General features: G+C 70.5%; 8 protein-coding genes. All 8 read right to left on the bottom strand.

Annotated elements, in window-relative coordinates; genetic code table 11:
• Window positions 1-104: 104 nt before the first annotated feature.
• On the bottom strand, window positions 105-1,472 hold the full coding sequence (gene murA, locus FLP10_RS15665; protein WP_210418425.1) for a UDP-N-acetylglucosamine 1-carboxyvinyltransferase: 1,368 nt from the start codon (window positions 1,470-1,472) through the stop codon (window positions 105-107).
• Window positions 1,473-2,090: a 3-isopropylmalate dehydratase small subunit gene (gene leuD / locus FLP10_RS15660; protein ID WP_149161712.1), complete on the bottom strand. Its 618-nt coding sequence runs from the start codon at window positions 2,088-2,090 to the stop codon at window positions 1,473-1,475.
• Window positions 2,090-3,574, bottom strand: a complete 1,485-nt coding sequence (gene leuC / locus FLP10_RS15655; protein ID WP_149161711.1) for a 3-isopropylmalate dehydratase large subunit — start codon at window positions 3,572-3,574, stop codon at window positions 2,090-2,092. The genes leuD and leuC overlap by 1 nt, the downstream gene beginning before the upstream one ends.
• A 144-nt stretch (window positions 3,575-3,718) precedes the next feature.
• Window positions 3,719-4,357: an FHA domain-containing protein gene (locus FLP10_RS15650; RefSeq protein ID WP_210418424.1), complete on the bottom strand. Its 639-nt coding sequence runs from the start codon at window positions 4,355-4,357 to the stop codon at window positions 3,719-3,721.
• Between the two features lie 9 nt (window positions 4,358-4,366).
• Window positions 4,367-6,679 (bottom strand): transglutaminase domain-containing protein, encoded by a 2,313-nt coding sequence (locus FLP10_RS15645; protein WP_149161710.1) that lies wholly within the window; start codon window positions 6,677-6,679, stop codon window positions 4,367-4,369.
• Window positions 6,676-7,977, bottom strand: coding sequence for a DUF58 domain-containing protein (locus FLP10_RS15640; protein ID WP_149161709.1), 1,302 nt, complete (start codon window positions 7,975-7,977; stop codon window positions 6,676-6,678). Before FLP10_RS15640 ends, FLP10_RS15645 begins: the two co-directional genes overlap by 4 nt.
• Window positions 7,974-8,942 carry an AAA family ATPase gene (locus FLP10_RS15635; protein WP_210418423.1) on the bottom strand — a complete coding sequence of 323 codons (969 nt, stop codon included), beginning with the start codon at window positions 8,940-8,942 and terminating at the stop codon, window positions 7,974-7,976. Before FLP10_RS15635 ends, FLP10_RS15640 begins: the two co-directional genes overlap by 4 nt.
• 47 nt (window positions 8,943-8,989) lie before the next feature.
• Window positions 8,990-14,374 (bottom strand): Ig-like domain-containing protein, encoded by a 5,385-nt coding sequence (locus tag FLP10_RS15630; RefSeq protein ID WP_149161708.1) that lies wholly within the window; start codon window positions 14,372-14,374, stop codon window positions 8,990-8,992.
• Window positions 14,375-14,402: the final 28 nt, after the last annotated feature.

Here is a 14,402-nt window from a genome sequence, read left to right as displayed (position 1 = left end):
GCACCCAGAAGAACGAGGGACGACGGGTCTCGCGAGTCTCGCGCGTCGTTCGGCGGTCGTTCACCGGAGCGTCAGCGGACGGGTCGTGTTGCGGCACCCACCCATTATGCGACGAGCTCGAAGTCGGCCCCGAGCTGCTCGAGCTTGCCGATGAAGTTCTCGTACCCGCGGGCGATGATGCCGACGTTCGACACGGTCGAACGCCCCTCGGCCGTGAGCGCCGCGATGAGGTGGCTGAACCCGCCGCGAAGGTCGGGCACCTCGATGTCGGCGCCGACCAGGTGGCTCGGGCCCGAGATGACCGCCGAGTGCTGGAAGTTGCGCTGCCCGAACCGGCACGGACGCCCGCCGAGGCACTCTTTGTGCACCTCGATCGAGGCGCCCATCTCGACCAGCGCGTCGACGAAGCCGAACCGCTGCTCGTAGACCGTCTCGTGCACGATCGACACGCCCTTGGCCTTGGTCAGCGCGATCACCAGCGGCTGCTGCCAGTCGGTCATGAAGCCCGGGTGCACGTCGGTCTCGATGATGACCGGCTTCAGCTCGCCACCGGGGTGGTAGAAGCGGATGCCGTCCTCTTCGATCTCGAACGCACCGCCGACCTTGCGGAAGACGTTGAGGAAGGTCAGCATCTCGGCCTGACGGGCACCGCCGACGAAGATGTCGCCTTCGGTCGCGAGCGCCGCCGCGGCCCAGCTCGCGGCCTCGTTGCGGTCGAACAGCGCGCGGTGGGTGTAGCCGTCGAGCTTGTCGACGCCCTCGATGCGGATGACCCGGTCGGTCTCGACCGTGATGATCGCGCCCATCTTCTGCAGGATGTTGACGAGGTCCATGATCTCGGGCTCGATGGCGGCGCCCGACAGTTCGGTGATGCCGTCGGCGAGCACCGCGGTGAGCAGCACCTGCTCGGTCGCGCCGACGCTCGGGTAGGGCAGCGACACCTTCGCGCCGTGCAGCCCCGTCGGAGCGGTCATGCGGATGCCGCTCGGCAGCTTCTCGACGACCGCGCCGAAATTGCGCAGCACCTCGAGGTGGTAGTCGATCGGGCGGTCGCCGATGCGGCAGCCGCCGAGATCGGGGATGAACGCCTCGCCGAGGCGGTGCAGCAGCGGGCCGCAGAACAGGATCGGGATGCGGCTCGAACCCGCGTGCGCGTCGATGTCGGCCATGTGAGCCGTCGCCACGCCCGACGGGTCGAGCACCAACTCGTCGTCGCCGCCCTTGGTCACGGTCACGCCGTGCACCTCGAGCAGGCCGCGCACGATGCGCACGTCGCTGATGTCGGGCACGTCCTTCAGGACGCTCGGCGTGTCACCGAGGATCGCCGCCACCATCGCCTTGGTGACGAGATTCTTCGCGCCCTTCAGCTCGATCCGGCCGTGCAACGGCTTGCCGCCGTTGATCGTGATGCGATCAACGGGCAGCCCCACTGCCGATCCGTGCTGCTTCGCGTCATCCACGAGTGTGTTCACTCAGCTCCCTGCTTCCTGCGACTCCCTGATGGGGAGGGTCTTGGGCCGCCACGCCTCTCGATGTGCTTCGAATTCGGAGATGGCGGCCTCGTCTCGGAGGGTGAGTCCGATGTCGTCGAGGCCCTCCAGCAGTCGCCACCGAGTGTAGTCGTCGATGTCGAACGGGACCTGGAGGTCACCGGCGGCCACCGTACGTGCAACGAGATCGACCGTGACGGACATTCCCGGGTCGGCCTCGATGACCGCCCACAGCCGCTCGATGTCTTCGTAGGCGACCTGCGCGGCGAGCAGCCCCTGCTTGCCCGAGTTGCCCCGGAAGATGTCGCCGAACCGCGAGCTGATGACCACCTGGAACCCGAAGTCGCGCAAGGCCCAGACGGCGTGCTCGCGACTGGATCCGGTGCCGAAGTCGGGGCCGGCGATGAGCACCTGCGCACCGGCGTACGCCGGGTCGTTGAGGATGAACTCGGGGTCCTGACGCCAACCGTGGAACAGCGCGTCGTCGAACCCGGTCTTGGTCACCCGCTTCAGGAACACCGCCGGGATGATCTGGTCGGTGTCGACGTTGGAGCGGCGCAGCGGCACCGCGACACCCGTGACGGTCGTGATCTGCTGCATCAGGCCCGCACCCCCTCGGTCTCGTGCGCCGCGACCGGGGTCGCGACATCCGCTCCCTCCTGCTCGAGGTCCCAAGGACTCGACAGTGTGCCGCGGATCGCGGTGGCCGCGGCCACCAGCGGCGACACCAGGTGGGTTCGACCGCCCTTGCCCTGCCGGCCTTCGAAGTTGCGGTTGGAGGTCGACGCGCAACGCTCGCCCGGGGCGAGCTGGTCGGGATTCATCCCGAGGCACATCGAGCATCCGGCGAACCGCCACTCGGCGCCGAACTCGGTGAACACCTTGTCGAGGCCCTCGGCCTCGGCCTCGAGGCGCACGCGAGCCGAACCCGGAACGACCATCACGCGCACCCCGTGGGCCTTCATGCGGCCCTTGATGATGGAGGCGAACGCCCGCAGGTCCTCGATGCGGCTGTTCGTGCAGGAGCCCATGAAGACCGCGTCGACGCGGATGTCTTTCAGGGGGGTTCCCGGCTCGAGGTCCATGTACTCGAGCGCGCGCTCGGCGGCGGCCCGCTCGTGCTGGTCGTCGATGGATGCCGGGTCGGGCACGGTCTCGCTGAGCGAGGTGCCCTGCCCGGGGTTCGTGCCCCACGTCACGAACGGCTCGAGCGCGTCGGCGTCGATGAACACCTCGGCGTCGAACGTCGCACCCTCGTCGGTGCGCAGCGTGCGCCAGTACTCGACGGCCGCGTCCCAGTCCTCGCCCTCTGGGGCGTGCGGCCGGCCCTGCAGGTAGGCGAAGGTGGTGTCATCCGGTGCGACCATGCCGGCGCGGGCGCCCGCCTCGATCGACATGTTGCAGATCGTCATGCGGCCGTCCATCGACAGCGCGCGGATCGCCGAACCGCGGTACTCGAGCACGTAGCCCTGCCCGCCGCCCGTGCCGATCTTCGCGATCACGGCGAGAATGATGTCTTTCGCGGTGACGCCAGGGCGCAGCGTGCCCTCGACGTTGATCGCCATGGTCTTGAACGGCTTCAACGGCAGGGTCTGGGTGGCGAGCACGTGCTCGACCTCGCTCGTGCCGATGCCGAACGCCATCGCGCCGAACGCGCCGTGCGTCGAGGTGTGCGAGTCGCCGCACACGACGGTGATGCCGGGCTGGGTGAGCCCGAGCTGCGGGCCGACCACGTGGACGATGCCCTGCTCCTTGTCGCCCAGCGAGTGGATGCGGATGCCGAACTCGGCGGCGTTGCGGCGCAGAGTCTCGATCTGCGTGCGACTCGTCAGGTCGGCGATCGGCTTGTCGATGTCGAGCGTCGGAGTGTTGTGGTCTTCGGTGGCGATCGTGAGGTCGGGGCGACGCACGGGGCGCCCGGCCATGCGCAGGCCGTCGAACGCCTGCGGGCTCGTGACCTCGTGCACCAGGTGCAGGTCGATGTAGATCAGGTCGGGTTCGCCGTTGGATCCCTGCTTCACCAGGTGGGCTTGCCACACCTTCTCAGCCAGGGTGCGCGGATGCGTCGTCGCGCTGTCGTTCATGCGGTGGTCTCCTCGGTTGTGACTGGTTCAAGCCGTCGACGGACTCCGCGGCGAGGATGGCCTAGGACGAGGCCCCGCCGCGGCACCGAAGGAGAAGTCGCTGCGCACGCACCACTTCAGGGTACACCGTCGGAACACCGGCCCTTACCGCGTGACGCCCTGCGGCCCCTCGACCGCGAGCTCGAACCGGCCGAGCTCGAGCACCGTGCCCGCGGGCACCCGCACGCTGCCGCCCGGCGGCACCGAGACCGACGTGCCGTCGGCGCCGCGGACGGCCACACCGTTCGTCGAGTTCGCGTCGGTGACCACGAGCGCGTCGCCGTCTGCCATGACGATCGCGTGCACCTTCGACACCGTGCGCTCGGGGTCGTGGAGCGGCACCGCGATGCCGCCCGGCCCGGCATCGGCCGCGGTCGGCGCCCGACCGAGCACCACGCGGCCCGCCACGATGATCTCGCCGCCGACCGAGGTGCGCAGTCGCCACGCGACGGCGGGTGCGGGCCGAGCGGAAGGGGCCGACACGGGCTGCGCGGCCGGGGCCGGTTCGGGCGTGAACCCCGGCGGGGCCGGCATCGCGACCTGCGGGGCCGGCGGCACGGGCACCCCGGCTCGAGGCGCCGCCGGGCCGGGCGCTGGCACCGCGATCGGCGAGCGCGACACCGTCGCGTTCAGTGCCTGCAGTCGCGTGGTCGGTTCGTGCGCCCGATCGTCGGCGCGCGCAGACGCAGGCTCGGGCTCGGGCAGCAGCCCGGGCGGCGGAACGATGAACTCGGACTCGGCCACGACACCACCTTACGAGTGAGGCCGCCGCCGCCGGAACCGGTAGCGCGCCACGAATCGTCGCGCGCGGCCGGCGGCCGCCCCGATCGCTGCCGCAACGGCGTCCGCCTCGGTCCACCTCTGGGTGGCCGTCGCATCGCTCACGTCGCGTCCGTCGAACACGTCGCGGTCGACCGTTGCCGCCAGCTCGAGCAGATTCACTCGGCGGCCATCGACCTCGGCCGTGAGGCCCTGCTCGCCCAGTTGACGTTCCAGTGCGGTCGCGGCCTGCAGGCGTGACGCCCGTTCAGGCGGCTCGAGCCCGAGCTCGGCGCTGCGATCGAGCAGCTCGTCCCACGCGCCCGCCGCGCTGCGCGGGTTCGGCGCGCCGCGCCGGCGCGAGCGGCGCGAACGCTTGCGCAGCGCCACGACGAGCATCGGGAGGAACACGATCGCGAGCGGCACGGCGAGTGAGCCTGCGGTCACCCAGACCCACATGGGGATCTGGAACGGGCGGTCGGGGTCCTCATCATCGGTGTCGTCGATCTCGACCGTGGTCAGCAGGTCGTCCTCGGCGCGGTCGGCCCGGGGAGGCTGGCGCACCTGGGGCTGCGGCTCGCTCTTCGGCTTGGGAGTCTGCTCTTGGGGGACGTCGACCTGGTCGGGCGTCGGGCGGAACGAGATCCAGCCGACGTCCTCGAACGGCACCTCGACCCAGGCCGTGACATCCGAGCCGAGCACCTCGACCGACTCGTCGGCCTCGCTCACCTCGGGCGCGAACCCCATGACGACGCGCGCCGGGTAGCCGAGGTGGCGTGCCATCAGGGCCATCGCCGACGCGTACTGCTCTTCGTCGCCGATCATCTCGGATCGGGTGAACAGCTCGGCCATGCGGTCGGCCCCGTGGCCCGCCCGCGACGCGATCGCGTCGGAGGCGAGGCCGTGACTGAGGAACCCGTTCGTCTTCAACCCGGTCTCGAGGTTACGCAGCTGCTCGATCGCGCTGGTCGCGTCGCCCGCGAACTCCTCGGCCTTCGCCGAGACGACGTCGGGCACGTTCTGCACGGGGCCCTCGTCGATACGGGCGACCGGCACGTCGACGAGCTGCGAGGTGTCGGGTTCGCGCTGGATGCGCGACCGCAGCTCGTAGCGAGCCCCCTCGGCGACCCCGCTCGTGAGCACGGCGGTGCCCGCCTCAGGGTTGTAGCGCACGTCGCCCGCTCGGTCGGCGGTGCCCCGGTCGAGCAGGACGAGCCGCTCGCCGTACCCGACGGTCGGCAGCCACACGTCGTCGTACGCCGACACCTCGACGGTCACATCGCGTCCGCTGCCGAGATCGGCGAGCGCAGGGTCGGGCAGGGACTCACCGACGATCGCGTAGCCGCCATCGGCCACGGCGGACTCGGGGCCGGCGACGTTCCAGAGCCGACCTGTATAGGCATCCATGGTGGCGAGTCGGAGCACGTCGCCCGGCTCGAGACCGGTGACGGTGAACAGCGGCTCTTCTGCCAGGTCTTTCGTGTACTGACGGAATCCGGCCAGCGGGCTCGCGAACTCTCTGGCGTCGAAGGGCGGCACGATCTCGTCGCGCAGCACGAACCGGTCGGTCGAGACCGGCGTCCAAGCCAGGCCCGCGATCACGCCGACCGCGACGGCACCGCCCACGACGGTCGCCGACCCTGCCAACCGGCGCCCGATGCCGCGACCACGGCCGTCGCCCTCGGCATCGCGCTCGGCCTCGAGCACCGATCCGCGCCGCCACGCGAGCCAGACGAGCGCGATCGCAGCGAACGCGACGCCTCGGATCGCGGCGAGGTACGGCTCGTCGGTGCCCAGCAGGATGCCCGACAGGTAGAGCACGATGGGGCCGATGAGCAGCACCGCCACCCGCAGCACCGTGCGCCGACGCGGCAGCCAGCGCAACACGAGCATGCCGCCGACGAGCGTGACGAGCCAGGTGGCCGCGTAGGGCACGGCGGCGACGTAGTAGGGAGCCTCGACCGGGGTTCCGATCGTCACGATGTCAGCCCACCCGAACACCGCGCCGATCGCCAGCCCGGCGAGCGAGCTGATGCTCGGCAGCACGACGACCAAGCCCTGCATCGGCATCGCGAACGGCGTGCCGAACACGAAGTAGGCGGCGAGGCCGAGCAGCACGGTCGGCAGCACGGGCAGGCGCAGCAGGCTTCCGGCGATCGCCGCCGCGGTGCCCACGAGGATGCCGCCGACGGCCGCCAGCAGGAAGTTGAGGTCGCCGAAGCTCGTCTCGAAGCCGGCCACGGCGACCAGGCACAGCACCGACAGCACCGCGAGGTCGACGATGCTCTGCTGCGGGATACGTCTCATGGCCGCACCTTCCGAACCACGGCGGGCAGTTCGCCGAGCTCGCCGATCGTCGCGACGGGGCTCGAGCCGACCTTGCCGATGCGGGAATCGGCGCCGGCGTGTGCACGGAAGGCGAGCAGCTGCACGTCGTTCGCGAGGGACGTCTCGACCGCGCGGAGCTCGGTGAGCGGCAACTGCGAGCCGACCACGGCGATCACGACGCTCGCCGACGGCATGCGCCGCGAGGCATCCCGGGCGAACTCGCGCAGCGCCTTGGTCGACGGCGCCGCCTCGATCCGGCTGGAATCGTCGAGCAGGCTGGTGACGGTGGCGCTGCGCAGGGCGAGCGCCTCGGTGTGCGCGGCCATCTCGGTGCCGTCGCGCACGACCTGCACGCCGAGCGAAGCGAAGATCGAGATCGCGAGCTCGAACTCGTGCTCGTCGGCGTAGTGCGCCGGATCGGTGCCGAGCAGCAGCAGGAGCTGCGAGCGACGCGTCTCTTCGTACTGGCGCACCATGAGCTGGCCGGTGCGCGCAGAGCTGCGCCAGTGCACGTTGCGCAGCGGATCCCCCGGCTCGTACTGGCGCAGCGCGTGGAACGAAATATCGTGATCGGTGATCTTCGCGGTGACCTCGCCCTCGAGGTCACGCACGAGGCCGGCCGCCGACGGCTTCAGGCGGGCGGTGCGCGGATGCACGAAGAGCTCGACCGGCTCGTTCCAGCGCACCGTGCGACGAAGCAACCCGAGCTCGTCGCCACGCACCGACACTGCGGGGCCCGCCACGATCACGGCCCGGCGCTGGGTCGGCACCGCGAAGAGCTCGTCGTGCTGCGCCGACGGTGCGAGCGACGGGATCCGGAACTCGGCGAGTCCGGCGCCGACGGGCAGCTCCATGCGTGTGCCCACCGACGGGCTGGTGCCGTCGTTGACGACGACGAGCCGGCCCAGGGCGCGCTCGCCCGCGACGACCCGACGCGGTTGCAGCTCGACCTCGACCCGGTAGCGGACCCGCCCGAACACGAACGGCACCGCGAGCAGTACCGCGCCCGCGAGGGTCGCCGCCACGAAAGCGAACTCGACCCAACCGAACCCGAGTGCGATCGCGCCGGCGCCGACGGCTGCCGCGAGCACGAGCCATCCGATCGTGGAGATCACGCTCGTGACCGGCTCGACCGCTGCGGCCGCCCGCCCCCAGGCACGCGCGATCGCCGCTCCGGCGGCGCGCGCCGTGCGCGTCGCGGAACGGGTGACCGTGCGGATCGCGTAGCCGCCCTGCGAGGGTCGGCGACGCTGTCCGGCGCGTGCGGCCGTCGTCATGCCGCCCGGTAGGCCGGCGGCGCGACCTCCGCGAGCGCACGCTCGACGATGTCGCGGGCGGTGGTGCCGGTGAACTCGGCCTCGGGATCGACGATGATTCGGTGCGCCAGCACCGGCACGGCGAGCGCGCGCACGTCGTCGGGCGTGACGTAGGTGCGCCCCTGCGAGATCGCCCACGTCTTCACGGCGCGCGCGAGCGCGAGGGCGCCGCGCATGCTCACGCCGAGCGCGGCGTCGGGGTGGGTGCGGGTCGCCGTGACGAGCTCGTTCAGATACGACAGCACCGCGGCATCGACGTACACCTCGGAGGCGAGGCGCGCCATCGACACGATCGAGCCCGATGCGATGATCGGCGAGACGCCGGTCGCGCGGGCCCGGTTCGCCGAGTCGAGCAGCAGGGTGACCGCCGTCTCGTGGTCGGGGTACCCGAGCGAGGTCTTGATGAGGAAGCGGTCGAGCTGCGCCTCGGGCAGCGAGTAGGTGCCGGCCTGCTCGACCGGGTTCTGGGTCGCGATGACCATGAACGGCGGTTCGACCTCGTAGCCGACGCCGTCGACGGTGACCCGGCCCTCCTCCATGACCTCGAGCAGCGCCGACTGGGTCTTCGGGCTGGCGCGGTTGATCTCGTCGGCGAGCACGATCGACGCGAAGATGGGGCCGCGGTGGAACTCGAAGCGGCCCTTGCCCTGATCGTAGATCGTGACGCCCGTGACATCGGAGGGCAGCAGGTCGGGGGTGAACTGGATGCGCGAGTGGGTGCCGTCGAGGGTGTTCGCGAGCGCCTTCGCGAGCACCGTCTTGCCGGTGCCCGGGAAGTCCTCGAGCAGCACGTGCCCGTCGGAGAGGAACGCCGTGAGCACGAGCGCGATGACCTCGCGCTTGCCGAGGATCGCCTGGTCGATGTTGTCGACGAGGCGCCCGAAGGCGTCGTGGAACCACGTCGCCTGTTCCTGGGTCACTGCCATGGGTGCTCCTTCATCCGTCGTGTTTCGGGCGATGCGCGGTTCGGCGCTCACCAGCTGTTGTAGGGCAGCGCGTTCCACTGCGCGCCGCTGATCGCGCCGAGGGTCTTCGAGGTTCCGCCGCTGACGTTCTCGAAGCGCACCGCGATGTCGTCACGGCGGACGCCGAGGTGGTTCGAGAGCTCGAGCTGACCGGATGCCCCGATGCTGACCTGCTGCTGGTAGCTGCAGCACGACGAGCCACCGGCCAGTGCGTAGACCTTGTAGGTTCCCGGATCCATGTCGCTCCACGTGATGCGCACGTTCGCGCATCCGTTGCCGCCGCTGTCGCATCGCTTGCTCGCACCCTTGCCGATGCGGCCCGAGGCCTCGGGCGGCGGCGGGTCGCTCAGGCTGATGCTCGCCGACGCCGTGCCGCTCGCATTGCCGCCGCCGTTCCGGGCGTAGACCGTGACGGTGTGCGATCCCTTGCCGACACCGCCCCACGACTTCGAGAGACCGGTCACCCAGTCGCAGGAGCCGCCGTCGATGCAGACCCGGTACTCGAGGCGACCGCCGCCGTCGTCGGTGGGTGCGAGCCAGCGAGCCGTCACCGTCGTCGGAGCGTAGGTGCTGCTCTTGTCGAGCGAGACCGATCTCGGTGGTGTCGGCACGCCCCAGGGCGTCACGGAGGCCGACGACTCCGAGACGGCGCCTTCGCCGATCGCGTTGACCGCCTGCACCTGGAACGAGTAGGCCGTGCCGTTACGCAGGTCGTCGATGGTCTGCGGCTTGCCCGCTGCATCGGCGTCGACGCGCTTCGACCCGCCGTTCCAGGTCACGACGTAGCTGGTGATCGGCGAATTGTTGTTCGCCGGAGCGTTCCACTGCACGGTCGCCCTGGCGTTGCCCGCACTCGCGCTCGGCGCACCCGGCCGGTCGGGCACGTCGCGCACGACCACCTCGACCCGACCCTGCACCTGACGGAGCGGATCCTTCGTGCCGTCTTCGATCTTGTAGATGATGCTGAGCGTGCCGGTGAACGCCGACCCGGTGCGCACCGTGATGTCATTCGCGGTGTACGACACCGTGGCGTTCGAGCCGACACTGTCTTGATCGATCTCGGCGCCGACGACGCGCAGCGGCACGTCGTCCTGGGCGAACGGGTTGAAGTCGTTGGCGAGCACGTCGATCGTCTTGCTCTTGCCGCCCCGCAGGATCTCGATCTCGCCCGTCGAGGGGTCGTCGTTCGCCTTCGCCTTCGGTCGGGTGGACGACACCACCTTGATGTCGACGTAGCCGGGCACGGTGAACTCGTTGAACTCGAGGTCGAAGGTGAGCCGGGTCGAGGTGCCGGGCAGCACGCCGAGCGGGGCCGAGACCTGCAGGGTCGCACCGTCGACGATCTGTGCGACGATCTCGGCCGTCGTGCCCTCAAGGTGGCTGTAGGCGACCTTCTCGATGTTGCCGGGGTTCGGCTGATCGGTCGATGCGCGCAGGTCGATCTCGATCGGCGACTCGCCCGCCTGGATGGTCTCGGCGCGCGGCGTGAACGCGGGCGGCACGTCGTTGAAGTCGGGGTCGCCGACCGTGATCGGAAGCGTCAGGATCGCCTTGCGCCCGACGGGGTCGTCGGCGCCATCGCCGTCGGTGACCTCGAACGTCACGGTCGCGGGGCCGCGGTAGTCGGTTTCGGGCTCGAACAGCAGCTCGGTCGCGCTGACGAACGGATCGGACCTCGCGTTGGACGCGTTCGCCGAGAGCACGGTGGCCGGCTGACCCGACGGCACCTCGACGAGTTCGTCGATGTTCCACTCCCTGCTGCCGTTCATCGGCACGACGATCTCTTCGAGGTCCTTCAGGTGCGGTGCCGGGAACTTCGCACGCTCCTCGGCCTGGAGCTCTTCGGGCGTCTTCGGCTTCGGGGGCTCGGTCTGCTGCTCGGGCTGGTCGAGAGCCTCCTCGTCCTCGCCTGCGGGAACGGGCGGAACGATCACGAACGCCATCGCCGAAAGGTCATCGAGCTGATTCGTCAGCCGGAACGCGACGGCGTACCGGCGGTTGCCGGGCTTCACCGTGATGGTACCGTCGTCGGCGACGTCGGCGCGGCCGGCGTTCGGCCCCTCCGCCGTGACGACGAGATCCTCCACGAGCCCGCCCGGGTTGGTGGCATCCTTCAGCGCGTCGACCGTGACCGGCTCGCCCGAGACGACCTGCTCGGGCTCGATCACCTGGTCTTCGGCGCTCGGAGGCTGAATCACGGCCTGCTCGCTCACCACAACCTGCAGGAACGCGGAGTCGACCCCGCCGTGCCCATTCGAAATGGTGTAGCGGATCGTGTACGCGCCCTCCTGTTCGGGGGCGGTGATGACGACCCGACGACGATCGCGGATCTCGGCCTCGATGCCCTTGTCGACCTCGGGCAGGTCGGCGACGTGCAGCGAGTAGCCGCTCGGGTCGGTGTCGTTCAGCAGCACCTCGGCGCCGACGGTGCGACCGGGCTTCATCTCGATGACGTCGTCGACGGCGGTCGGCGGCAGCTGCACGGGTGGTCGCGGAACGACGCCGATGCGAATCGTGCCGGTCGCTGTGGCGCCGAGTGCGTCGGCCACTTCGTAGGTGAACACGTCGGTGCCGGCCACGCCGTCGAACGCCTCGTACGTGAAGGACGTGCTCGTGCGTTCGAGGATGCGTCCGAGGGTGGGTGCGACGCCCATTTGGCGCAGCATCACCGAATCACCGTCGGGGTCGATGCCGTCGAGCGGCACGTCGATCGTCACGGCGGACCCGGCGAACGTGCGTGAGGTCTGCGGGGTCGGCACCGGCGGGCGGTTCTCGCCGTCACGACCGATGACGTTGACGGTCAGCGTGGCACGCGCGATCTGGTCGCTGTCGTCGCTGATCGTGTAGACGATCGTACGCACGCCGGCCTCATCGGGCGCCTGGAAGCGCACCCGTGCACCGTCGACGAACGCGAGTCCGTCGGGTGCGCCGGTCTGGTCGAGATCGGGCACCAGCGAGAACGCCGACGCGTCGGGGTGGTAGTCGTTGGCCAGCACGGGCACCGATACGATGTCGCCGGCGCGCACGATGGCCGAGTCGTCGACCGCGACGGGCGGTTGGCGCTTCACGAGCGGCGGCACGGGCACGACGGTCACGGTCGCCGTCGCGGTGTTCAGGCCGTCGGAGACGGTGTACTCGAACTGCAGCTGCCGGTCGATCGCCTCGGACGCGCTCACCCGCACGACGGTGTTCGTGATGAGCTCGACCGAGACGAGGCCGTCGGTCGCGCGGTCGTCGACCGACTGCACCGCGAGGACGGCGCCCGACGGAGACACGTCGTTCGCGAGCACCGGCACGGTCACCGGCTCGCCCGCACGCAGGTACGCGGTGTCCTTCACGGCGATCGGCGGCGCGACCTCGGCGGGCGGCTCGACCACCTGTACGCGCACGAGCCCCTGACCCACGTTCGCGCCGGCGCCGAGATCGTAGAGGAAGATGTACTCGCCGGCCCGCAGGCTCGAGAAGGTGACGGTGCCGCGCTCGGCGTTCACGCTGACCTGCGCGCCGGGGGGAGTCTGCTGGATGCCGAGCAGGCTCAGCGGTGCCCCCGACGGCGAGAGGTCGTTGACGAGCGGCTCGATGACGAGCGCCTCCCCCACGAACGCGCGAGCGTAGTCGGGCGTTCCGACCGGGTTGAGCGAACCGGTCGGCTTCACCTCGACGGTGAAGGTGCCGGTCGCAGACGTCACGCCGTCGGAGACCGTGTAGGCGACCTCTTTCGTGCCCAGCTCGGCCGAGCGGTGCTCGAACGTGATGAGCCCGTCGGGGCTCGTGCGGACGACGTCGCCGCTGCGCGGCGATGCGTCGACGAGATAGACGTCGTCGCCATCGGGATCGCGCCAGTCGGCGAGCAGGTTGTACGAGATCTGCTGACCCTGCTCGAGGCTCACGGCTCCGTTGCGCAGCGCCGACGGCGCCGAGTTCTCGCTCTCGGGCACGATGCGCAGGTCGACGGATGCCTCGGCCACGCCGCCGCGCCCGTCGTCGACCGAGTAGCGGAACGAGGTCGTTCCAACCGCGCCCTCGGCCGGCGTGAACTGCAACGCGCGGCCGCCGTCGATGACGTCGAGTACGCCCGCGGATTCGGATACGCCCTTCACCGCGGCGATCGTGAGCACATCGCCGTCGGGGTCGGTGTCGTTGGCGAGCACCTCGACGATGGTCGCTCGGCCCGGGCGCACGCCGATGTCATCGTCGCGTGCGGTGGGGGGCCGGTTCTGCTCGGTGCGCTCGGCGAGGGTGTCCTCGAAGGTCTGCACCGAGCTCTTCTCGTCCCCCTCGAGCTCGTCGGTCTCTTCGGGAGGCGTGACCTCTTCCCAGTTGTCGACGAGTCGCAGGTCGGAGTCGACGAGCCATGCGTCGCCGTTCGCGAGGTTGTTCAACACCACGACGTCGCGGTTCACGCGGAACTCGAGTCGCCCGCCCACCGTGGACTGCTCGAGGTCGGCGCCGCGCGGCTCCTGCCCGTCGCACACCGCGAGATAGCGCCCAGCGTCGGCCCAGGCGGCGTGCGCGCACGTGCCGACGCGCACGGGCGCCGCGACTCCGGACGAGGCGTCGGCCGGGGCCGCCTCGCTCGGGTACGACCGCGGCTCGCCGCCGTCGAGGGGCACGTCGAGCAGCGCGTCGGCGGTGGCGACGAGCACCGAGTCGTGCTCGGGACCGGACTGCTGCAGTCGGAGTGGGCCGTCGGGGAGGTCGATCTCACGGTCGTCGACGAGCAGACGATGCCCCTCGAGGTCGAGCACCACGGGCTGCTCGCCCACCGCCGCGACCCGGTGCGCCTCGAGGTCGCCGGTGCGGATCGTCTTCGCCGGCTCGGCGGCCCCGCGCTCGAGGACGACGAGATCGCCCTCGCCGGGACGGGTCACGAAGACCGTGCCCTCGTCGCTGACCGCGACCTCGGCCCCCGCGCCCGCGTCGATGATCGGCTCGGTGCCGCGCCAGTCGAACGACAGATCGCCGGCGGCGGGAACCGCCCACAGCTCGCCCGCCGGCGAGAGCACGGCGATCACGTCGCCACCGTAGGCGATGGTGGAGGCCGGTGGCACGTCGACGCGTTGCACGAGCGTGGTGAACGAAGGGTCGACGCGCTCGATCGACCCGCCCGCGGGATCGTAGAGGAACTCGTCGTCGCCGTGCTGGAAGACGTCGACCTCGCTCGAGGTGGTCGCCACCGAGGCATCCAGCTCTTCGATCTGGCGGTTCAGCCGCCCCGCCAGCAGGTCTTCCGAGTTGGTGACCCAGACATCGCGCACCCGAAGGTCGGGGTCGGTCACCGGGAACCCGTCGTGCATCACCGCGATGCCGATCGGCACGCCGGCCAGCACCGCGAGGGCCGCCGCGGACGCGATCGACCTGCGATTGCGCAGGCGCGATCCGAACGTGGCCATGGGGCTCCCGAGGGGGTCGTGCGTGCAG

This window comes from Agromyces intestinalis (assembly GCF_008365295.1).
In the GTDB taxonomy this organism is placed as follows: domain Bacteria; phylum Actinomycetota; class Actinomycetes; order Actinomycetales; family Microbacteriaceae; genus Agromyces; species Agromyces intestinalis.
This window is presented reverse-complemented; position numbering and strand designations above follow the sequence as displayed.

Excerpts from the sequence above, each read along its gene's own strand:
- leuD (WP_149161712.1), bottom strand. The coding sequence starts at position 2,090 with ATGCAGCAGATCACGACCGTCACGGGTGTCGCGGTGCCGCTGCGCCGC.
- FLP10_RS15640 (WP_149161709.1), bottom strand. The coding sequence starts at position 7,977 with ATGACGACGGCCGCACGCGCCGGACAGCGTCGCCGACCCTCGCAGGGC.
- FLP10_RS15635 (WP_210418423.1), bottom strand. The coding sequence starts at position 8,942 with ATGGCAGTGACCCAGGAACAGGCGACGTGGTTCCACGACGCCTTCGGG.
- FLP10_RS15630 (WP_149161708.1), bottom strand. The coding sequence starts at position 14,374 with ATGGCCACGTTCGGATCGCGCCTGCGCAATCGCAGGTCGATCGCGTCC.
- leuC (WP_149161711.1), bottom strand. The coding sequence starts at position 3,574 with ATGAACGACAGCGCGACGACGCATCCGCGCACCCTGGCTGAGAAGGTG.
- FLP10_RS15645 (WP_149161710.1), bottom strand. The coding sequence starts at position 6,679 with ATGAGACGTATCCCGCAGCAGAGCATCGTCGACCTCGCGGTGCTGTCG.